The 20,924-nt window shown below is 60.2% G+C and carries 17 protein-coding genes; 13 read left to right on the plus strand and 4 right to left on the minus strand.

The genetic code is table 11. The features are described 5' to 3' along the window. Positions 1 to 50: 50 nt before the first annotated feature. Together mfd and HMPREF2996_RS08620 are read right to left on the minus strand one after the other, a co-directional pair. Positions 51 to 3,689: a transcription-repair coupling factor gene (mfd, locus tag HMPREF2996_RS08615; protein WP_070730968.1), complete on the minus strand. Its 3,639-nt coding sequence runs from the start codon at positions 3,687 to 3,689 to the stop codon at positions 51 to 53. A 12-nt stretch (positions 3,690 to 3,701) separates the two neighbouring features. Beyond that, on the minus strand, positions 3,702 to 4,310 hold the full coding sequence (locus HMPREF2996_RS08620; protein ID WP_070646275.1) for a TetR/AcrR family transcriptional regulator: 609 nt from the start codon (positions 4,308 to 4,310) through the stop codon (positions 3,702 to 3,704). Between the two features lie 428 nt (positions 4,311 to 4,738). On the opposite strand from HMPREF2996_RS08620, the gene rhuM reads away from it, so the two are divergent. After that, positions 4,739 to 5,869, plus strand: coding sequence for a RhuM family protein (gene rhuM / locus HMPREF2996_RS08630; RefSeq protein WP_083313802.1), 1,131 nt, complete (start codon positions 4,739 to 4,741; stop codon positions 5,867 to 5,869). A gap of 379 nt (positions 5,870 to 6,248) precedes the next feature. Here rhuM and HMPREF2996_RS08635 read toward each other — a convergent pair whose 3' ends face one another. Next, positions 6,249 to 6,968, minus strand: a complete 720-nt coding sequence (locus tag HMPREF2996_RS08635) for a trimeric intracellular cation channel family protein (RefSeq protein WP_210398915.1) — start codon at positions 6,966 to 6,968, stop codon at positions 6,249 to 6,251. 292 nt (positions 6,969 to 7,260) lie between these two features. Beyond that, a complete protein-coding gene (locus HMPREF2996_RS08640) occupies positions 7,261 to 8,895 on the minus strand; it encodes a multicopper oxidase family protein (protein ID WP_070730970.1) in 1,635 nt (544 codons plus the stop codon). 70 nt (positions 8,896 to 8,965) lie between these two features. Here HMPREF2996_RS08640 and HMPREF2996_RS08645 point away from each other — a divergent pair, with 70 nt between their 5' ends. From HMPREF2996_RS08645 to HMPREF2996_RS08700, 12 genes are all read left to right on the plus strand, one after another. Further along, complete coding sequence (locus tag HMPREF2996_RS08645; protein ID WP_070730972.1) at positions 8,966 to 10,207, plus strand: MFS transporter; 1,242 nt, start codon at positions 8,966 to 8,968, stop codon at positions 10,205 to 10,207. Positions 10,208 to 10,272: 65 nt separating this feature from the next. Next, positions 10,273 to 11,736 (plus strand): bifunctional UDP-N-acetylglucosamine diphosphorylase/glucosamine-1-phosphate N-acetyltransferase GlmU, encoded by a 1,464-nt coding sequence (gene glmU, locus HMPREF2996_RS08650; protein ID WP_083313803.1) that lies wholly within the window; start codon positions 10,273 to 10,275, stop codon positions 11,734 to 11,736. Positions 11,737 to 11,760: 24 nt separating this feature from the next. After that, complete coding sequence (locus HMPREF2996_RS08655; protein WP_070529220.1) at positions 11,761 to 12,735, plus strand: ribose-phosphate diphosphokinase; 975 nt, start codon at positions 11,761 to 11,763, stop codon at positions 12,733 to 12,735. A gap of 210 nt (positions 12,736 to 12,945) precedes the next feature. Then, positions 12,946 to 13,602: a 50S ribosomal protein L25/general stress protein Ctc gene (locus HMPREF2996_RS08660; RefSeq protein WP_070730974.1), complete on the plus strand. Its 657-nt coding sequence runs from the start codon at positions 12,946 to 12,948 to the stop codon at positions 13,600 to 13,602. Positions 13,603 to 13,695: 93 nt separating this feature from the next. Next, complete coding sequence (gene pth, locus HMPREF2996_RS08665) at positions 13,696 to 14,244, plus strand: aminoacyl-tRNA hydrolase (protein WP_070447102.1); 549 nt, start codon at positions 13,696 to 13,698, stop codon at positions 14,242 to 14,244. 5 nt (positions 14,245 to 14,249) lie between these two features. Then, positions 14,250 to 15,128, plus strand: a complete 879-nt coding sequence (locus HMPREF2996_RS08670) for a fumarylacetoacetate hydrolase family protein (protein WP_070447104.1) — start codon at positions 14,250 to 14,252, stop codon at positions 15,126 to 15,128. A 95-nt stretch (positions 15,129 to 15,223) separates the two neighbouring features. Then, positions 15,224 to 15,688: a PepSY domain-containing protein gene (locus tag HMPREF2996_RS08675; protein ID WP_230307889.1), complete on the plus strand. Its 465-nt coding sequence runs from the start codon at positions 15,224 to 15,226 to the stop codon at positions 15,686 to 15,688. A gap of 75 nt (positions 15,689 to 15,763) precedes the next feature. Next, positions 15,764 to 16,669, plus strand: coding sequence for a polyphosphate kinase 2 (gene ppk2, locus HMPREF2996_RS08680; RefSeq protein ID WP_070447108.1), 906 nt, complete (start codon positions 15,764 to 15,766; stop codon positions 16,667 to 16,669). Between the two features lie 30 nt (positions 16,670 to 16,699). Next, positions 16,700 to 17,905: a sensor histidine kinase gene (locus tag HMPREF2996_RS08685; protein ID WP_070447110.1), complete on the plus strand. Its 1,206-nt coding sequence runs from the start codon at positions 16,700 to 16,702 to the stop codon at positions 17,903 to 17,905. Further along, positions 17,886 to 18,557: a response regulator gene (locus tag HMPREF2996_RS08690; RefSeq protein ID WP_070730976.1), complete on the plus strand. Its 672-nt coding sequence runs from the start codon at positions 17,886 to 17,888 to the stop codon at positions 18,555 to 18,557. The genes HMPREF2996_RS08685 and HMPREF2996_RS08690 overlap by 20 nt, the downstream gene beginning before the upstream one ends. 86 nt (positions 18,558 to 18,643) lie before the next feature. Next, positions 18,644 to 19,387: an ATP-binding cassette domain-containing protein gene (locus tag HMPREF2996_RS08695; RefSeq protein WP_070447115.1), complete on the plus strand. Its 744-nt coding sequence runs from the start codon at positions 18,644 to 18,646 to the stop codon at positions 19,385 to 19,387. After that, positions 19,380 to 20,912, plus strand: a complete 1,533-nt coding sequence (locus tag HMPREF2996_RS08700; RefSeq protein WP_083276486.1) for an ABC-2 family transporter permease — start codon at positions 19,380 to 19,382, stop codon at positions 20,910 to 20,912. Before HMPREF2996_RS08695 ends, HMPREF2996_RS08700 begins: the two co-directional genes overlap by 8 nt. Positions 20,913 to 20,924: the final 12 nt, after the last annotated feature.

Genomic DNA, 20,924 nt, shown 5'->3' on the forward strand with positions numbered 1-20,924 from the left:
AACGATTCTGGGATTGGCCCGAGAACTCCCGGCGGCGGTGCTGGCGTCCATTATTTTTCTCCTACGCTAATGACATTCTTCTTAGTCTTAGCACCACTGACATCGACGCGCTCAAGTTCGAACATCGAAGCCAAGAAGTCCGCCACCCACTGCAAGAGTTCGACGTCACGCAGCTTCGGGTCGGTGACATTGCGGCCAGCCTTGGGGAAGTTGAGCTGGATGGCCTTGGCCGCTGCACGGTAATTGGAACCTGGGAAGAGACGCTTGAGGCGCACTTGTTTGGAATCCGCCAGCTCCACCGGGTGAACCTTGATGCGTGTGCCCTGCACCGTGATATCGCTGACCCCGGCCCGGCGGGCCTGGTGGCGCAGGCGCGCTACCGCGAGAAGGCGTTCCACAGGCTCCGGGACAGGCCCGTAACGGTCCTGCATTTCTTCCACCACGTGTGCCAGGTCCGCGTTGTCCTTGGACGTTGCAAGCTTGCGGTAAACCTCCAGGCGCAGCCGCTCGGAGTTGATATAGGACTCCGGAATATGTGCGTCCACCGGCAGGTCGATGCGGATTTCCTTTGGCCCTTCGTCCGTGACCACGGGGGTCTCACCGCGGGCAAGCGCTTTGAAGGTCTCTACGGCCTCGCCGACGAGGCGCACGTAGAGATCGAAGCCCACGCCGGCGATGTGGCCGGACTGCTCGGCGCCCAGCACGTTGCCGGCACCGCGCATCTCAAGGTCCTTCATGGCCACTGCCATACCGGCGCCCAGATCGTTGTTCTGGGCGATGGTGGCCAAGCGGTCATAGGAGGTCTCCGTCAGCGTGGCGCCCTTCGGGTAGAGGAAGTAGGCGTAGCCGCGCTCGCGGGAGCGGCCCACGCGCCCGCGCAACTGGTGCAGCTGGGATAGGCCCATGTGGTGGGCGTTTTCCACGATGAGGGTATTCGCATTAGCGATATCCAAGCCGGTTTCCACAATGGTGGTACACACCAGGACGTCGAATTCGCGATCCCAGAAGCCTTGGACGGTGCGCTCAAGCACGTCCTCGTTCATCTGGCCGTGTGCCACGACGATTCGGGCCTCCGGCACTAGGTCCCGCAGTTCGCGTGCTTTCTTTTCGATGTCAGCGACCTTGTTGTGGATGAAGAAGACTTGGCCGTCGCGAAGCAGCTCACGGCGGATGGCCGCGGCGACCTGCTTGTCTTCGTACGCACCCACATAGGTCAGGACCGGGTGACGGTCCTCCGGAGGGGTCAAAATCGTAGACATTTCACGGATGCCCGCCATGGACATCTCCAAGGTGCGCGGAATCGGGGTCGCGGACATGGTGAGCACGTCCACGCTGGCCTTGAGCGCCTTGATGTGTTCCTTGTGCTCCACGCCAAAGCGCTGTTCCTCATCCACCACAATGAGGCCTAGGTTCTTCCACTGCACGCCTGTTTGCAGCAGGCGGTGTGTGCCGATGACGATATCCACGGAACCATCCGCCAAACCGGCGAGAATCTCCTTGGACTCCTTGGCCGAAGTAAAGCGCGAGAGCACCTCGATATCCACTGGGAAGCCCTGCATGCGCTCGCGGAAGGTATCGGCGTGCTGTTGCGCCAGCAGGGTCGTGGGCACAAGGACCGCCACCTGCTTGCCATCTTGCACCGCCTTGAAGGCTGCGCGCACTGCCACCTCGGTCTTGCCATAGCCCACATCACCGACGACCACGCGGTCCATCGGCACCGTGGATTCCATGTCTTCCTTGACGGCATCGATGGCCAGCATTTGGTCTTCCGTCTCGATGAAGGGGAAGTTATCCTCCATCTCCGCCTGCCACGGGGTATCGGGCCCAAACTGGTGGCCCGGTGCTGCCTGGCGCTTGGCATAAAGCTCCACCAGCTCACCGGCGATCTCGCGCACCGCGGCGCGCGCCTTCTTCTTAGTGTTCTTCCAATCCGAGCCGCCCATCTTGGACAGCGTCGGTGCCTCACCGCCGGTGTATTTGCTTAGCAGGTCCAGCGAATCCATGGGTACCCACAGCTGGTCGGCAGGCTGCCCGCGCTTAGAGGCCGCATACTCCAGCACGATGTACTCGCGGCGGGAGGTCTCATCACCGGATTGGACGGTGCGCTCGGCCATCTTGAGGAATTTGCCGATGCCATGGGTCTCATGCACCACGTAGTCGCCCTGCTTCAAGGCGAGGGGATCCACGCGGTTGCGGCGCTTTGCTGGGCGACGCTTCGCCCCCGCAATATCGCCCACACGGTTACCCGTGAGATCCGTTTCCGTGATGACGACCAACGGCAACGCCTCAGCGTCCTTGAGCTTGCGCACCTTCGGGAACACCAGACCCGCATGGGACAAGGCCTGGTAGAGGGTGACCTCACCAGGACTCGGCTCCCACCCAGGAGTGGCCACCTTGGTGGGAATGCCCTTTTCCGCGAAGCGCTCCACCATGCGTTTGATCGCACCCTGCGCAGGGGCAATGAAGGCGGCACGTCCGCCGGCGGTGGTGTGCGCTAAAAGCTGCGCCATCATGGCATCAATCTCTGGGATATCACCACGCGGGGTCGGGCCAGGCTCAAAGTCCAACGGCAGGGTCTCCGATTCGGCGGCGGCGAACATCCCCGGCGGGGCAAAAGTCCACAGCGGGGACTCGATATTCCGGCACGTCGCCTCAAGGGACTCATAGGAGCGGTAGCTCGACGCCGAGGTGTCCAAGCCCTCAGCAGCCAGTGGACCATCCGCGCCCATCGCAGCGGCCTCCCAGCCAGCAGCCAAGAACTCCGCATCGGTGGATTCCAGGTCTGCAATGCGGGTGCGGATCTTTTCCGGTGCCACGAGCAACACATGGGTGCCTGCTGCAAGGAGCTCGGGGAGGGTGACGAAGGGCTCGGCGGCAAGCACCGCCAGCACAGCTTCCATACCTTCAGCCGGGATGTGCTCCCCAACCTTTGTCAACAGCTCTGCCAGCGCTGCGTTGCCACCAAATTTCTGCGCTAATTCGCGCGCGCGTGCGGCAACCTCATTAGTGATCGGCAGCTCGCGGGCGGGATAGATAGCAACCTCGCCGACCTCAATCTCCGGGATGGCGCGCTGGTCCGCCACGGAGAATTGGCGAATATCCGTAATCTCATCGCCCCAGAACTCCACACGCACCGGGTAATCCGAGGTGGTGGGGAAAACATCGAGAATTCCGCCGCGCGTGGCGTATTCACCGCGCTTGGCCACCATATCCACGTGCTTATAGGCGCGAAACTCCAGCTCCGACAGGATATCAGAAAGCTCGTGCTCATCTTCTTCCTTCAGGAAGATGGGTGCACGCCCCTCCACCTTGCTCAGGATGGGCTGGCAATACCCGCGGGCAGAGGTCACCACCACCTGGGCTTTGCCCGCCCCCACCAGGTCGAGCACACGCGCGCGCTTGCCGACGATATCCGGGGCCGGCGACAGCCTCTCATGTGGAAGCGTCTCCCAGGCTGGGAAGTAGGCGACCTTATCCCCCAGCATGGCCGTCAGCTCCGCGGTGAGGTCCTCCGCCTCACGCCCGGAGGCAGTCACCACCAGCACCGGCGCATGGTGTGCCAGCGTACCGATCGCCCACGGGCGCGCCTGGTCAATGCCAGTAATGTGCAATGAGGCTTCCCCCACTTGGGAGGCGAGGCCTTTAAGTTTCGGATCTGAGGCGGCTACCTTGAGCAGCCCGCCCAGCATCGGCGTTGCCACCTACTTAGCTCCCTTCAACTTCGGTGCTGCTTCCATGCCGGAAAGACCATTCCAGCACAAGTTAACGATGTGTGCTGCGACGGTCTCCCGCGAAGGCTCGCGCACGTCCAACCACCACTGCGCTGTGGTGGCCACCATGCCGACGAGCGCCTGGCCGTAGAGCACCGCCAGCTCGGGGTCGAGACCACGGTGTTCGAAGGCCTCACCGAGGATATGCGCAATCTGATTTACCGCCGTGTTCAACAACGTGGAAAAGCTACGCTCCTCTCCCGGCTTGGAGTCACGCACGAGGATCAAGAAACCATCGGTCTCCTCCTCCACGTAGGTCAGCAAGGCGACGACCCCCTGCTCGATGCGCTCGCGCCACGACCCCGTCTGCAGTGAATCCGTCACAACCTTCTCTAACGCGACAAGCTCGCGGTCGATGACGACAGCATAGAGGCCTTCCTTGCCTCCAAAGTGCTCATAGACCACCGGCTTGGACACACCAGCGCGTGCTGCAATGTCCTCAACGCTGGCGCCTTCGAAGCCACGTTCTGCGAAGGCCGCACGTCCTATGGAGATCAACTGCTCACGGCGCTCACGCCCGGTCATCCTTTGTCGAACCATGCCTTCTACTGTATCTCCCCCACTGGACATGGCCCGCACCAGCTAAAAGTAAGCCGCAAGCAACGGGAATGCGAGTCTTGGCCACCTGTTTAGGTCTGATACGCACCCGTCGGGTAACATGTCCCCCAGCGCTCATAATGTGAGCGCGTTTCCCCATGGTGTAATCGGCAACACTACGGTTTTTGGTACCGTCATTCTAGGTTCGAGTCCTGGTGGGGAAGCCGATTAGGATAGCCCGTCTACCTGTTTCTTTGCAGGTTGCGGGCTATTGCGCTGGCGATATCTCGGAACCTGTGGAAACCGCTCCGGGCATTTACAGACCAACAGGTAATCGCATTTGTAGCGCGCCGCACCAATAATATGCTCGCCCACTGGGCAGAAACCTTTGACGACGTGCTCGAACGTGAATATATCCCGTATCCTGCCCCATGTCCGGTGCCTCTGTTTCACTGCAGGATGAGGATGACAGCGCTGTCCGCGAGCTAGATCGCGAGCCGAACAAATTCGCTGCCGACTCGTCACTAAACAAGCAGGAAGTACGAGAAAACGAGGAGAGGATACCATTGACTGCCCCCGACCAAGTCGCTATGTACACCACCCAAGATGGTAAAGCACACGTAAGACTCCAACTAAAAGACAACGACGCCTGGCTCACCCAGAAGCAGATGGCCGATCTCTTCGACGTCACCACAGCTTCCGTCTCGCATCATATTCAGTCAATCACACGCTCAGGCGAATTAGGTGCAGAAGCTACTTTCAAACAACTTTTGAAAGTACCAGGTCAAACCAGGTCCGTTAATCACTACAACCTAAACATGATTCTCGCCGTTGGCTACCGCGTACGAAGTCCACGCGGCTCACAATTTAGAAAATGGGCCACAGAAGTTCTACGCGAATACCTCACCAAGGGTTTTGCTATCGACGCTCAAAAACTCAAAAACGAAGGTGCTGACACCCACTTCGACGAATTACTTGAAACCATTCGAGAGATTCGAGTCTCCGAACGCCAATTCTTCCGCAAAATCTGTGACGTCATAGCCGCAACCAGCGCTGACTACCAAGAAAAGAAATCATTTAAAGAAGTCCAACAATTCTTCGCAGGGATTCAAAACCGACTTCACTTCGCCACCCACGGCCGAACCGCAGCAGAGCTAATCTGGGAGCGCGCAGACCGCACCAAGCCATACGCTGGGCTCACGACGTGGGGCGGAGAATCGCCTCACAGGAGCGACATGGGCATTGCGAAAAACTTCCTTACCGAAGACGAAGCTAGGCGTATGCGCAGGCTCACCACAATGTATTTAGACTATGCAGAAGACCAAGCCGAGATGGGAAAGACCATGCTCTTGAAAGATTGGGTGGAAAAAACGGAATCCTGGCTCGTCTTCAATGAACGCGAAGTCCTCAAAGGATACGGGAAGAGGAAGCACAAGCAGGCAGTAAACAAAGCTGAGGAAGAATGGAATGCCTACCAGAGCCAACTCGATTATAAGGTCAACGAAATAGACATGAAAGCTCTAGAAGCCGAAATCAAGACCTTGAAACAGGATAAGGATTAAATTGATTAATCTTGATGTCCTGGTTTATGCAGCGCAGGTCCGAAACTGTACCCTCCTCACAAGCTACGCAACAAGGGGTGGATAACGACATCTAGCTATGCGCCCCCTAAGATACATGAGCATCACGCGGTGGCAGTCGCCCGAGAAGTGATCGAGAAGCAGGTTGAGCGCAGTAAAGATCTTGGTCCGAAAGCACTATCGCGGACCAAACAGCGTAGCGGGCAGCTGCGTGCCCCGGGCACCGTGCATGGTTCGACGGAGCGATGACGCGTATGTTGAAAAGCGAAGGAACACATCGAGAAAGCGCTGGACGAGGGCCTCTGGGGCCGCGTGGTACTGACCGTATTGAGCAAGTCATAGGTTCAAATCTCACGAGAACCTATTTGCGTTTTCTGTTCCCTCGCCTAAAGCCCCTAATTTCAGCTTTCCGCGCTATCGATGCCACCTGCGCCGCGGTGTAGTTCAAGGGAGCAATGCCGGCTCGCGGAAGCACCCATCCGCGCCAATACGCCATAACTGCTAGGCCAAAGCCCACGAAGGGCGAGATGACCATGCCGAGGGCAAACTGGTCGAAATACGCGAAGGATGCCATCACGATTCCTGTAAGCACCGCCGGCACGGCATAGAGCGGGCTGCCGCCAAAGACCGAGGGAATCTGGCCGGAAGCAACATCGCGCACCATTCCGCCACCCACTGCGGTCAAGACGCCCAAGAATACGCAGGCAATAAACGGCATTCCATGAGTCAGCGCCTTCACGCAGCCAGTTGTGCACCACACGCCCAAGATGACAGCATCCGCGTGCTCGAGGAAGATCTCCCAGGCCTTGCCCTTTAGGTCCGTCAAGAAAGCAATGAGCGCACCCACACACGCCAGTGTGAGATACAGCGGATCAGAGATAGCCGCTGCCGGGCCGCTAGCGATCAGCATGTCACGGATCATGCCGCCAGCCAGCGCCGAAAAGAGCGCCAGGAAGACGAAGCCAATAATGTCGAATTCCCTACGGCGTGCAATCGTTCCACCGATAATGCCATTGAGCACCACACCGATGAGGTCAAAGACCTGGTACAGGGAATGGATGAGGGGGTCGACGTCCTGAATCACAGATACTGACCCTAGCGTACTGCTCACATCATGATGGTGAATTTGATTCAGTTCACTATCCCCGTGCCGCCTCAGTGTGATTCAAAGGAACCCTACTGACGGTCGTCTTTACCAAATGTGCAGACCTGGAAGTACAGACCCCCAGGTGGGCGTCGTGAAGCACCAACACATTGCTTGGCGACGCACGGGGCGAGTCTGCACTTTGGCAAGTTTCAAGCTCCTCCGCATCGGCACCCCGCTGGCACAGCTCAGCGCTAGCCGGCCGTGCCTACGAGCGAATCGTGAAAGGTTAGGCCCTCGCCTCCGGCGTCGCATAGGGGCTGCGGGAGGAGTCCACCACCTGTCCCGCGTGGGCGGAGTGGGCGGTGGCGGTTTGGTCGAAGACTAAGGCGGCGGGTTTGACGCGCACGTCGGGTTTCTCGCCTTTATTGACCATGACGTACTGCCCCATCATTCCCTCGTCCTCATGCAGCAGCATGTGGCAGTGGTACATATACGGAATGGTCTTATCCGGGAAGTGGCCGAACTCCACCAGCAGGCGCGCGGTTACCTTCGGCGGAAGGTTCACAATGTCCTTCCACCCGGAGTTGAAGACATCCATTTTCTCATCGCCGTCCCAGTCAAGAACCTTGAAGCGGGCGTTGTGGATGTGGAAGTTGTGCGGCCAATCAGAGTTCTCATTGGTCACGGTCCAGATCTCCGGGGCATCGTGATCAATGACGGTATCCACGCGGGCCATGTCCATCTGCTCACCATTAATCATGAAGGTGTTGAGCACGAACTCACGCTCTTCAAGGCCCTGCGTGGACGGGGTCTTCGCCGCAGCGGGGTCAAGCGTTGCCGGCAGGGCGGGGGCTTCGGGCGCGGACTCTTCCGGCCCGGAAATGGTGAGCAGGTCGAAGGAATCTTGGAAGCCGAAGTCAGCCGCATCCTTGTCCTTGGGCACCCCGAAGTTATCCTTGCGCGGCACCGAGCGCAGCGTGACCTCTTTACCGGGCTCCAGGTCCACGATGATTTCGGCGCGCTCGCCGGGACCGAGGAAGAGGGAGTCGACTTCCACGGGGGCGTCGAGAAGCCCCGTGTCCGTGGCGATGACGTGGAAGGGGCCGTTTGTAAGCTCCAGTGTGTAGAAGCGCATCGAAGCGCCGTTGAGCAGGCGCAGGCGGACCCGGCGCGTGGTGGCGTCGAAGCGCGCATTGGTGATGCCGTTGACCAGAGGCGTGGTGCCCAGAAGGCCCAGGGTGTTATCGCTCTTTTCATCAATCTGGCCGTCATCGGTGAACTTGGCATCCATGATGACGACTGGGATGTCATCCACGCCATACTCCTGTGGAATGTCGAGGTTATCGGCCACATCGTCATCGATGAGGAACATGCCCGCCAACCCTCGGTAGGCGTGCGTGGCGGTGGCCATATGCGGGTGCGGGTGGTACCACAGGGTGGCCGCGGGCTGGATGATCTCCCACTCGGGTTTCCAGGTCTTGCCCACCTCAATCGGCGAGTGAGGGCCGCCATCCGAGTAGGCCGGCAGCTTCATGCCGTGCCAGTGCACCGTGGTCATCTCAATGAGGTCGTTGGTGATCTCCGCGCGGACCTTCTCACCGCGGCGGGCGCGCAGCGTGGGGCCTAAGAACGGACCGTTGAAGCCCCACGTCCGCGTGCGGTCGTTACCGGGGAGGATCTCCGAGTAGCCGTCTTGGGCGGTGAGCTTGAATACGCGTGTGCCGTCGACAACCTCTCCTTCCTCCACAGGCGGAATGGGCAGAGCGCGCGGCTCGCCGTCGTAGCCCAGCGGCTCCGGCTGATTCTTCGACCCCGAGGTGGAGCAGGCGCTCAATCCCATCACGGCGGCACCGGCGACAGTGAGCACGGAACCCTGGACGAAAATACGGCGGGACACTGTAGAGCGAGCGGAGATAGACATGCCTCCCAGGATAGAGATCAGGTGAACCTTAGGGCCCAGATAAGGCCGAGCCGGGCTTAAGATCACAGTCATGACTCAGAGCTCGTCACACTCCCAGGAATCCGCCAATGCCCGCCGCTTCGTCTGGTCGAACGGCCTGCAGGGCGTGGGCGATCAATTGCTCTCTGGAAAGACGGTCCTACCCTGGCTGTTCAGTGTGGCCGGGGTCCCAGGCTTCTTCACCGGCCTGCTGGTGCCCTTGCGCGAGTCCGGTTCCATGCTCCCCCAAGCCGCCTTGACTCCGTGGGTGCTCACCCACCCAGCTCGCAAACGCCTGTGGGTGCTGGGCTCGGTGGGCCAGGGTCTGTGCGCGGCGATCATCGCGGCGGCTGCCGTGCTTGTCGAAGGCCCCCTCCTCGGCCTCATCGTCTGCCTCGCCCTTGCGGCGCTTGCCGTACTCCGCGCGCTGTGTTCGCTGACCGGCAAGGACGTGCAAGGCCGCACCATCTCCAAGGGGCACCGCGGAGTGGTGACCGGTCGCGCTACACAGCTCGGCGGCGCAGTCACCCTTATTACTGGCGTCATCCTCGCTGTACTAGGTGAGCTCCCGCGCTGGGGTTTGGCGGCGTTGCTGGCCATCGGCGCAGCCACGTGGTTCCTGGCGGCAGCGGTCTTTCGCGGCATCGAGGAGCCGGTGCCAGAAAACTCCGGCCGGGAAGGTATGAACCGCAGCTGGTGGAAGGATACCTGGCAGCTATACACCCAGGATGCGCGCTTCCGCAGCTTCGTCAACGTTCGCGCCCTGCTGCTGGTGTCTGCCCTATCCTCCTCCTTCATCGTGGTGCTTTCACAGAGCATCGGCTCGCAGGCTTTGAGTGGGCTCGGTGGCTTCGTCTTGGCCTCGGGCTTGGCCAGCCTCGTGGGCGGCCGTGTATCCGGTGTGCTCTCTGATAAGTCGTCGCGCTTGGTCATGTCCTGGGCCGCAGGTGCCGCGGCGATCATCTTGCTGGCCATCGTGGCCTGTGCGGCGTGGGCACCGACAGCGGTAAGCATGTGGGCGCTTCCCCTCGGATTTTTCCTGGTCAACCTGGCGCACGCTGCCATTCGCGTGGCGCGCAAGACCTATGTGGTGGATATGGCGGGCGAGGATAAACGCACCCGCTACGTCGGAGCCGCGAACACCATGATGGGCGTCATCCTCCTCGTGATCGGCGGTATCTCCGCCGTGATCGCTTTGGCTGGCCCCTCGGCGGCCATTTTGTTCCTGGCCTGCATCGGGCTACTTGGAGCATGGCGTGCCCGCGCACTTCCGGAGGTATCACGCGGAAAATAGGACGTACGCGTTATGATGAAAAAAGTAAGTCCTGACATCCCCAATCACAGGAGAAGCACACACTCGTGGCTGAAGTAACTAACTGCGCCGCCATCGTCCTTGCAGCAGGCGCAGGTACCCGCATGAAATCCTCAACCCAGAAGACGTTGCATGAGATTGGCGGGAGGTCACTTCTCGGCCACGCCCTCCACGCAGCCGCTGGCCTGCACCCAGAGCACCTCGTGGTCGTCGTGGGCCACCAGCGCGACCAGGTCTCCCCTGCCGTCGATGCCATCTCCGAGGAGCTGGACTGCGCGGTCTCCCAGGCCATCCAGGAAGAGCAGAACGGTACCGGCCACGCCGTGCAGTGCGGCCTGAGTGCATTGCCTGATTTCGATGGCACCGTCATCGTGACTAACGGTGACGTTCCCCTGCTACGCCCGGAGACCCTGCGTCAGCTGCATGAGGCCCACACCGGCGAAGCTAACGCCGTGACCGTGCTGTCCATGACTCTGGAGGATCCCACCGGTTACGGCCGCGTGCTGCGCGCCGAGGATGGTTCTGTCACCGCCATCGTGGAGCAGAAGGATGCCTCCGAAGAGCAGCGCGCGGTGCGCGAGGTCAACTCCGGCGTCTTCGCATTCGATGGGGCCGTGCTTCGCGACGCCCTGACGAAGCTCAACTCCGATAACGCCCAGGGTGAGCTCTACATCACCGATGTGCTGGAGATCGCCCGCGAGGCCGGCCACCGCGTCGGCGCGCACGTTGCTGCTGATCCGGAGGAGCTCTCCGGTGTCAACGACCGCGTACAGTTGGCCGCGGCCGGCCGCCTTCTCAACCGCCGTGTGGTCGAGGAAGCCATGCGTGGCGGCGCCACCATCGTTGATCCCGATACCACTTGGATCGGCGTCAACGTGACCATTGGCCAGGACGTTGTCATTCACCCCAATACCCAGCTGTGGGGTGCGACGATCATCGCCGATGGCGCCGAGATTGGCCCCGACACCACCCTGACCAATATGCAGGTCGGAGCAGGTGCCAGCGTGGTGCGCACGCACGGCTTCGACTCCGTCATTGGCAGCAATGCGCAGATTGGCCCGTTCACCTACATCCGCCCCGGCGTCATCGTGGGTGAAGAAGGCAAGCTGGGCGGCTTCGTCGAGGCGAAGAAGGCCCAGATTGGCCGCGGTACCAAGGTTCCCCACCTGACCTATATCGGCGATGCAACCGTGGGTGACTACTCCAACATTGGCGCCTCCTCCGTCTTCGTCAACTACGACGGCGTCAACAAGCACCACACCACCATCGGCAGCCACGTGCGCACTGGCTCGGACACCATGTTCATTGCTCCCGTTACCGTCGGTGATGGCGCCTACTCCGGTGCGGGTACAGTAATTAAGGACGACGTTCCCCCGGGAGCGCTCGCGGTCTCCGGCGGCAAGCAGCGCAACATCGAAGGTTGGGTGCAAAAGAAGCGCCCGGGCACGCCGGCAGCGGAAGCAGCCGACAAGGCACAGGACGCCAAGGCTGACGACCAGACCACCAACTAACGACAAGTAAAGGGATATCTACTGATGACTGGCAAGGTTACCGGCAGCAGCAAGAACATGATGCTCTTCACCGGGCGCGCTCACCCGGCGTTGGCTGAGGCTGTGGCCAAGGAGCTCAAAACCGATCTGGTTCCGACCACCGCCCGCGATTTCGCCAACGGTGAGATCTTCATTCGCTTCGAGGAGTCCGTCCGTGGTGCAGACTGCTTCGTGATGCAGTCCCACACCCAGCCGCTCAACAAGTGGCTGGTAGAGCAGCTCATCATGATTGACGCGCTCAAGCGCGGCTCCGCCAAGCGCATCACCGCCATCCTGCCCTTCTACCCGTACGCACGCCAGGACAAGAAGCACCTGGGCCGCGAGCCTATCTCCGCCCGCCTAGTGGCAGACTTGCTGGCCGCTGCCGGTGCCGACCGCATCGTGTCCGTGGACCTGCACACCGACCAGATCCAGGGCTTCTTCGATGGCCCGGTTGATCACATGCACGCGATGCCGATCCTGACCGACTACATCAAGTCCAAGTACCCCATGGACAACCTGGCCGTGGTCTCCCCCGACGCCGGCCGCGTGAAGGTGGCGGAGAAGTGGGCACACGAGCTTGGGGACGCTCCACTCTCCTTCGTTCACAAGACCCGCTCTACCACCGAAGCCAACAAGACTGTGTCTAACCGCGTCGTCGGTGACGTGGAGGGCAAGGACTGCATCCTGCTCGATGACATGATTGATACCGGCGGCACCATCGCGGGCGCAGTCCGCGTGCTCAAGGAAGCCGGCGCCAAGTCCGTGGTTATTGCCTGTACCCACGGTGTCTTCTCCGACCCGGCTCGCGAGCGCCTGTCCGAGTGCGGCGCTGTCGAGGTCATCACCACCGATACCCTGCCGCAGTCCACCGAGGGCTGGGACAACCTTACGGTGCTGTCCATCGCCCCGCTGCTGGCTCGCACCATCCACGAGATTTTCGAGAACGGTTCTGTGACCACGCTGTTTGAGACTCACTAGATTTGGTTCTGCGACAACGCTGCTGCTAAAATCTTCTGCGTCTCGGCGAGGGAGAAATCCGTTATCGACGCGATAGCACAAGTTAAGCAGTGAATCTTGTATTTAAGCCTGCGATGACTCGTCCAAGACGTCCATCGGCAGGCTTTTGTCGTATCTACACGGTCCTTCAACAGCCCTTGCCGCACAACGATACTTTAAGGAGATTTACTTATGGCTTCTGAGCGCCCCGTAGTGAAGGCTGAAGTCCGTTCTGAGTTTGGCAAGGGCTTCGCTCGCCGTCTGCGCGCTGCCGGCAAGATCCCGGGCGTTGTCTACGGCCACGCCGTCGACGTTCTGCACTTCGCCGTTGACCGTCTGGAAATGACCGCAGTCGTCCGTAACCAAGGTGTTAACGCCGTGTTCGAGCTGGAGCTCGAGGGCGAGCAGCACCTGGTCATGGTCAAGCACATCGACCAGAACGTCCTGACCTTCAACATCGATCACATCGACCTGCTCTCCATTAAGCGTGGCGAGAAGGTTGAGGTTGAGGTTCCGCTCGCTATCGAGGGCGAGCCGGCTCCGGGCCTCATGTTCATCCAGGATGCCGACGTCCTCCTGGTCGAGTCCGACGTACTCAACATTCCGGAAGAGATCGCCGTGTCCATCGAGGGTCTCGAGGACGGCACCGTGGTCACCGCTGGCGACATCACCCTGCCGGAGGGCACCACCCTGGTGGCCGAGGAAGACACCGTCATCGTCTCCATCTCCGAGCCGGAGGTTGATGAGGACGTCGAGGCTGCCGCTGAGGCTGCCGAGGAAGGCGGCGCTGAGGCTGGCGCCGAGTCCACCGATGAGGGAGCTTCCGAGGAGAAGAAGGACGAGGAGTAAATCCTCCCCCCTCACCTATTTAGCGCACCGCGCCTGGCCCCTGCTTTCCTGGGGCGGGCGCGGTTCGCCGTTTTAGCCCTCGCGCTGTTTAGAATGGGCAGCGTGACTTCTTCTCCCTTTCTCGTCGTTGGTCTAGGAAACCCCGGACCGAAGTACGCCGGTACCCGCCACAACATTGGCTTTGACGTGGCTGATGAACTAGCCCACGAGCTGCTGACTTCCTTTTCCGTTCATAAGAAGACAAACACGGATGTCGCCGAAGCGCGGCGTGGGGACGCCAAGGTGATCGTCGCCAAGCCGCGCAGCTTTATGAACCTGTCCGGCGGCCCCATCAAGGCCCTTGCCCAGTACTTCAACGTTCCGCATGATCACATCATCGTTGTCCACGATGAGCTGGAGCTTGACTTCGCCGCCATCAAGCGACGCCTCGGCGGCGGGGACCACGGCCACAATGGCCTGCGCTCCACCACGAAGTCTTTGGGCACTAAGGACTATCAGCGACTTTCAGTGGGTATAGGCCGACCACCTGGCCGCATGGACCCAGCCGCGTTTGTTCTCAAGCCATGGAGCAAACAGGAAGCCCAAGAGATTCCCATCGTCTGTGCTGATGCGGTGGATGAGATTCTTCGCGCGTTAGACTAGCCGGCATGAAGCTCGCTACTCTCCGCACCAGTTTTGGCACCTGCGCTATCCGTATTGACGGCCCCAACGTGGGCACCGAACTGGATTATGAGGATGTCGGCGAATTGCTGGCCAGTCCAGACTGGCGTAAAGCCGCGCAGCTCTCCGGCGAGCCGGTGGTTTTTGACGACGCCGACCTCGCCCCCGTCATCCCGAACCCAGGAAAGATCATCTGTGTCGGCGTTAACTACGCCAAGCATGCCCGTGAGATGGGCCGCGAGCTGCCTACACAACCCACGCTTTTCATCAAGTTTCCAGAGGCTCTGACCGGCCCTTTCGATGACGTCTACGTCCCGGACTATGCCACGAAGAAGCTGGACTATGAAGGAGAGCTCGCCGTGGTCATTGGGCGCCGTGCGCACCGCGTTCCGGTAGCGGAGGCACTCGGGCATGTGGCGGGCTATGCCATCATGAATGACTACACTTTGCGCGATTATCAGCGCGCTACCACGCAGTTCCACGCCGGTAAATCCTTCTACCGCACCGCCGGCTTCGGACCGTGGTTGACCACGACTGATGAATGGGCCCCGGGCAAGGCCGCGCGGCTAGTCACGACCGTCGATGGTGAAGTCCGCCAGGACGATAACACCGATGACCTCATCTTCTCCGTGGCCGAGCTCATCGCCTTCTGTTCCTCCCTCTACCCTCTGAATCCGGGCGATGTTATTGCCACCGGCACCCCGGAAGGCGTGGGCTTCGCGCGCGGTGAGGAAGCACTGCTTGGCGACGGCTCCCGCACCCGCATCAGCATCGAAGGGCTCGGCGCGATTGAGAACACCACGCGCTTCGGCGAACCTCCCGCTGCCGGGGGCTGCGGCGAAGGCTGTATCTGTCACGGCCGTTAACATTCAGCCGTATCCAGGATCTTCAGCGAAAACTGACAGGTTTCGTTAGGGTGGGGCACCACACGTGCCCGACTGACCAAGGAGGATGAGCCTCAATGACTCTTTGCTCCCGCTTCACCGCCGCCGGCCTCGCACTATGCGCCAGCACCGCGCTGGTTGCGTGCTCTTCAGATAAAGAGGCCGATCCCGCCCCGACGCCGACTCCCGCGTCTGTGGAAACCGTGACGGAAACAGCCGTTGCAACTGGCGCGGACCAGGGCGATGTTGATGACGACGATGACCGCGATGACGACGCCCAGCTGCCTGCAGACACGGCTGCTGCCGGGGACGCCGGAAAAGCAGAGAATTCCGGGAAACTCACCGGCGATGAAGCATTCGAGAAAGCTTTATCCCACGCCGGCGTTGATGCCCAGACCGTCACAGAAAAAGAGGTCGACTACGACGATGGTGACGACGGCAAGGGCCCGCACTGGGAGATCGAGTTCAAGGCGAATGGCCAGGAACACGAACTCGACGTCGACGCCGCCAGCGGCGCGGTGACGCAACACGAGGTTGACTAAATACCTCCCAATTCGCCCCACTTGCTTAACCCCCGCGGTTAGGGATTCTCCCAGCTAAGCGGTAAATTTAGAGGTATGAGTTCACAGTCTAAGAAGTCTGCCACCAAGCCGCCGAAGCTAGACAAGCAAGCCTATGAGGACGAGCTCAAGCGCCTCCAAGCAGAGCTCGTCGAGATGCAGCAGTGGGTCGTTGAGACCGGCGCCCGCGTGGTCATCATCATGGAAGGCCGCGACGCCGCCGGCAAGGGTTCCGCCATCAAACGCATTACGCAATACCTGAACCCGCGTACCTGCCGCATCGAGGCGCTGCCGAAGCCCACCGACCGTGAGGCGGGCCAGTGGTATTTCCAGCGCTACATTGAGAAGCTGCCCACCGCCGGCGAGATCGTCATCTTCGACCGTTCCTGGTACAACCGCGCCGGCGTGGAGCGTGTCATGGGCTTCTGTTCCCAGCAAGAATACGTGCGCTTCCTTCACCAGGCTCCGCTGCTGGAGCACATGCTCATCGAGGATGGCGTCATCCTTCTTAAGTACTGGTTCTCCGTTTCTGATGAGGAGCAGCTCGCACGCTTTAAGTCCCGCCGCAACGATCCGCTGCGCCGCTGGAAGCTCTCCCCCATGGACTTGCAGTCCATTACCCGTTGGGAAGACTACTCGCGTGCCAAGGATGAAATGTTCGTCCACACCGATACCCCGTCCTCCCCGTGGTACACCGTGGAATCCGAGGACAAGAAGCGCTCGCGCATCAACGTGATCAACCACATCCTCAAGATGGTTCCGTACCAGCACGTAGAGCAGGATGTTCCTGAGATCCCAGATCGCCCCGAGCTCGAGGCCGAATACGTACGCCCGCCGCGCAATGAATTTGCCTACGTACCAGATGTCGCAGCCGATTTGGAGCGCGACAAGGTCAACGGCAACGGCTCCGGCAAGAAGCAGGGAAAGAAAAAGAAGGGCAAGAAGGACAAGAAAAAGAAGTAGTACTTTCGGCATGTACTACCATGGCCGTCTATGAGCTCTTCCCGCACCGCGCGTACCTTCCTGTCCTCGGTGCATTTGGGGGACGCGCTACTCGCAGGAGTCGCGGGGCTCGTAGCGGCCTTTTATTGTGCCTTGGCGTTTTCCTCTTCCGGAACGGTGGAAGTACTCGAGGCTCTCTTGTCGCTGCTGTTCATACCGTTCTTCCTCGTGTGGCGCTCGAGGCCAATCGTGAGCGCAACAGGATTCCTAGTTCTGCTCCTGGCCTGGGCTGTCATATGGATGAACCAGCTCCCCACCAATAGCGGCCTCACCCCGTGGGCGCTGACCGCCCCCATGGCCGTGTACACCACCTCGCGGTACATCACCCAGAGGCTGGTTCCGCGGGTGGTCCTCCTCATCACCGCACTCGGTACCTTTATCTCCCCCTTCATGTGGCGCATCGACACTGAGACTTACCTTCTGCGCTATGAGGTAGACACACCCTTCCTTGCCATGGTGGTGGCCCATTGGGCAGTGCTGGGCAGCACGTATTTCATCGCTGCCCGGTATTTTGACCGTGATCGCCAACGGGAGATACTAGCCCGCGAGCGCTTCCACCAGGCACAAGAAGAAGAACGCCTCCTCATTGCACGGGAACTGCACGATGTCCTTGCCCATTCCCTCACCCTGATTAAGGTTCAGGCTAATGCAGGCATCGTTGCAGCGAATACGGACTCCGGCGCGGCTGAAGAAGCACTTCTTTCGATCCGCGATAATGCGGATACCGCCTTGGGCGAGGTTCGCGGAATCGTCGCTGCCTTGCGCTCACCCGGCCCCACGGCTCTAGAGCCTGCTCAACAACTTGAGCACATCGAAGGAATCCTCGAAGGCTTCCGCGCTGCCGGGCTGAAAGTCGACGCAAACCTCCCAGCTGAATACGCCGTGCCGTCGTTGGTGCAGATGGCATTGGTGCGCATTACCACGGAGGGCTTGACGAATGCTCTGCGCCATCAGGGCGTCGGCACGCATGTCGTGGTTGAGCTTGTACTTGATGACGCCGCCGCGCTCACCCTCATCTCCACCAATCCTCATCCCACGCCAAGCAACGTCGCGGGCAGCGGCGTGGGCTTAGTCGGAGTGGCGGAACGAGCTCGTTCGCTTGGCGGTCGCCTCGACTATTCCGGCGATGCTCATTCCTTTTCCTTGCACGCACAGATACCGATGAAGGAGACAATGGATGCAACCCAGCAGCTCTAGAATCCGCGTCTTGTTGGCCGATGATCAAGCAATGCTGCTCTCAGCACTGTCTACCATCCTCACTGCGCAAGAAGACATCGAGGTCGTGGCCACCGCGGCCACGGGGGCGGATGCCGTGGCAGCAGCAATAAGCCACCACATTGATGTGGCTATCCTCGACATTCGCATGCCTGGCATGGACGGCATTGCAGCGGCGCAAGCCATACTCGAGCGCAAGCCCGAGTGCCGCATCATCATGCTCACCACATTCAATGATGAAGAGCTCGTGGCGCGGTCCATCTCCGCTGGCGCCCACGGCTTCCTGCTGAAGGATGCCGACCCAGAGGTTCTTGTGACCGCCGTTCGCAACGTGGCGCAAGGAGAATCGGTGCTGGCCGCCGAGGTAACCGGCCCAGTGCTGGAGGCTTATCGCTCGGCGCTGACGCGCGAAAACCTCAGCGCCCAGGAACGCCAAGGACTCAGTCTTGTAACGCGCCGCGAGATGGAAGTGCTTTCGCTCATCGCGCGTGGTGCTACAAATGCGGAGATAGCCGCCGACATGGTCATCACAGAAACCACGGTGAAAACTCACGTCTCCGCGCTCATGTCTAAACTCGCCGCACGTGACCGAGTGGCCCTCGTTCTCTTAGCGCAGCGTGCTGGGGTTGCCTAAGCTCCTACCACGGTAGGAGGTCTGCTCGCTGAAGACCATCATGCAGGCGGATTCCTTTATGATGAGCCCCGGCGATACTGCATTTTATGAATTGCGATATCTCTTTTGAGCACATCTCGAAGTCTTTTGGTCGGCAACGAGTCCTCGATGATGTTTCCTTCCACATCTCCCCTGGCCGCGTGCATGCGCTCCTCGGGCGCAACGGGGCAGGAAAATCAACAATCTTCTCCATCCTCTTAGGCCTCCTGCCTCCTGACTCGGGCTCCATCAGCGTGGCGGGCCAACCTTGGAACCGCAATGTGCTTCGCCGCATTGGTGCCTCAGTGAACGGGCCAGCCTTTTATGGTCATCTGTCTGCCGCGGCGAATCTTCGCGTTCACGCTCGACTTCTGGGGCTTCCCGACTCTGAGATTGACCGGGTTCTCTCCATCGCTGGGCTCAGCGGCGTTGGCTCCAAGAAGGCGAAATCCTTTTCCACTGGTATGAAGGCCCGCCTAGCGTTAGCGCAAGCTCTCCTCGGCGATCCAGAGGTTCTTGTTCTTGATGAGCCCCAGAATGGCCTCGATCCCCAAGGAATCATGGAATTGCGAGAGCTACTACAACAACTAGCCGCGGCTGGGCACACCGTTATCGTCAGCTCCCACCAGCTTGGAGAGGTCCTGCACCTTGCCCATGACATCACCGTCTTGGCCGAGGGTACGATTCGCTATTCCGGTTCCCTGCACGAGCTAGCTCCACGTGGTCAGTTGGAGGAAGAATTCTTCCGACTTACCTCACCGAGCCACCCCTCCCAAGCGCCTACCAACCGGGAAGGAGAGTCACGTGCCTAAGCACACTACTGCCCCTCGCCCGAGTTACCTTTCAGCAGAACTACTGCGCAGCCGTGGAAGCGCCTTACAGTGGTTGCCTTTGCTGGCGCTACCGCTGGTCATCATGACAATCATTTTCTCCTCAATGGCCTCAGCACGCACTGATGCCACGGGCGTCTTGGCTTGGCAATCCTTGTTTGTTACCGGCATGTATTCCCCTCTTACTGGGCTGTTCGCTGCCATTCCAGAACGCCGCGAGACCATCACTCGCAGCGGCGGAACGCAATGGAGAAACCTCAACCCGCGTCTCGAGAATGCTGCTCGCTTTATCGTTGTCATTGTCAGCCTTGCGGTCTTCCATATTCTGAACTTTGGTGTTTCTTGGTTCGTTGTCGCTGCCCAGGGGCGGGAGAATCATGAACTTATCCTCGTAGCTGGGCTCTACTCCTTCCTTGGCGCGCTTGGCATTGCCGGGCTTTCCGCTGCCTGTGCCCGCCGACTGGGCTTCGGCTTAACGCTGGTAGCCGCGGCCCTATGGCAAATAATCAGCATCCTTCCGTGCACTGTCGAATCAGGCAGGTGGTGGGCCTTTCCCCCAGCATGGCCGCAACGATTGCTTCTGCGCGCATTGCGTATTCACCAGAACTCGGTGCCTCTTGAACCACAAGACCCACTTCTCACCAGCAGTCCACTACCGGCTTTCATATTGTGCGTCATCCTCGCCGTTCTCGGAGCATTAGCCGCAGTCTACACGCCGCGACGATACCGGCCAATGTTCTCGCTGCGACACCGTTTCGCGCGTTCCACAACGGCCCAGACTGATGCCGACGTTGCTAATACCACCATGGAAGAAGCCCAAGTATGGCAGCCAACGAGACACCCCCGTGCGGCGGCACAGTCCTCGCTGTGGTCCACGTTGCTAGGACTCCACCGTGCAGCTTTTAGCCCAGCGGTGTTCTCTTGCTTGATGCTCAGCATTCTGGCGCTAGGCTTTGTCGCCCTGCAATATCCCGCTAACTACGTCGAAGGTTTCTTTCACTACTTTCTGCTTCCGGTCGGCGCAGGTATCTTGCCGGTCCTCGTTTGGCCCCGTGTAGCTGATTCATGGCCGTTGGTCCATATGGAAACACGGTTCGGCACATCCGGGATTCTCCTCTGGTTCCTGTGTGTCATCCTGGCGGTATGCGCTGCCGCATACCTGGCCAGTGCGCTCGCAGGTGGCGATGTCGCGGCCCAGCTTCCGGCATTTCCCCTTACGGTTGGGGTGGGCTTTGCCATCGCGGCAGTATCACTCATCCTGGTGGTTCGCCTCGGCATTGTAAGCGCTATCGCCCTCAGCATCGTGGGGACTATCGTCTCCGTCACCTTAGGCGGCGACGTCTTGGCAGATACCGGTCTGTGGATACTCGCCTTCCCTGCTTGGCCCTTAGTTGCGTACTCGTCTCTGCGCTACGCCATCGCCATGACGCTGACTGTGGTGCTCTGTGCGGCTGCCGCGTTGCTCGCACGGCGTCTGCTCCACACGCGTGCGCTGTCTCCCCGCTAAAACTGACGAATC

Origin of the sequence: Corynebacterium sp. HMSC066C02 (assembly GCF_001814945.1) — a bacterium.
In the GTDB taxonomy this organism is placed as follows: Bacteria; Actinomycetota; Actinomycetes; order Mycobacteriales; family Mycobacteriaceae; genus Corynebacterium; species Corynebacterium aurimucosum.

Bases quoted from the DNA above. Each gene is read 5' to 3' on its own strand.
- HMPREF2996_RS08655 (WP_070529220.1), top strand. From the start codon at position 11,761: ATGACTGGCAAGGTTACCGGCAGCAGCAAGAACATGATGCTCTTCACC.
- HMPREF2996_RS08695 (WP_070447115.1), top strand. From the start codon at position 18,644: ATGAATTGCGATATCTCTTTTGAGCACATCTCGAAGTCTTTTGGTCGG.
- HMPREF2996_RS08690 (WP_070730976.1), top strand. From the start codon at position 17,886: ATGCAACCCAGCAGCTCTAGAATCCGCGTCTTGTTGGCCGATGATCAA.
- HMPREF2996_RS08645 (WP_070730972.1), top strand. From the start codon at position 8,966: ATGACTCAGAGCTCGTCACACTCCCAGGAATCCGCCAATGCCCGCCGC.
- HMPREF2996_RS08640 (WP_070730970.1), bottom strand. From the start codon at position 8,895: ATGTCTATCTCCGCTCGCTCTACAGTGTCCCGCCGTATTTTCGTCCAG.
- HMPREF2996_RS08660 (WP_070730974.1), top strand. From the start codon at position 12,946: ATGGCTTCTGAGCGCCCCGTAGTGAAGGCTGAAGTCCGTTCTGAGTTT.
- pth (WP_070447102.1), top strand. From the start codon at position 13,696: ATGGGCAGCGTGACTTCTTCTCCCTTTCTCGTCGTTGGTCTAGGAAAC.
- HMPREF2996_RS08620 (WP_070646275.1), bottom strand. From the start codon at position 4,310: ATGGTTCGACAAAGGATGACCGGGCGTGAGCGCCGTGAGCAGTTGATC.
- HMPREF2996_RS08675 (WP_230307889.1), top strand. From the start codon at position 15,224: ATGACTCTTTGCTCCCGCTTCACCGCCGCCGGCCTCGCACTATGCGCC.
- mfd (WP_070730968.1), bottom strand. From the start codon at position 3,689: ATGCTGGGCGGGCTGCTCAAGGTAGCCGCCTCAGATCCGAAACTTAAA.
- HMPREF2996_RS08685 (WP_070447110.1), top strand. From the start codon at position 16,700: ATGAGCTCTTCCCGCACCGCGCGTACCTTCCTGTCCTCGGTGCATTTG.
- rhuM (WP_083313802.1), top strand. From the start codon at position 4,739: ATGTCCGGTGCCTCTGTTTCACTGCAGGATGAGGATGACAGCGCTGTC.
- HMPREF2996_RS08670 (WP_070447104.1), top strand. From the start codon at position 14,250: ATGAAGCTCGCTACTCTCCGCACCAGTTTTGGCACCTGCGCTATCCGT.
- ppk2 (WP_070447108.1), top strand. From the start codon at position 15,764: ATGAGTTCACAGTCTAAGAAGTCTGCCACCAAGCCGCCGAAGCTAGAC.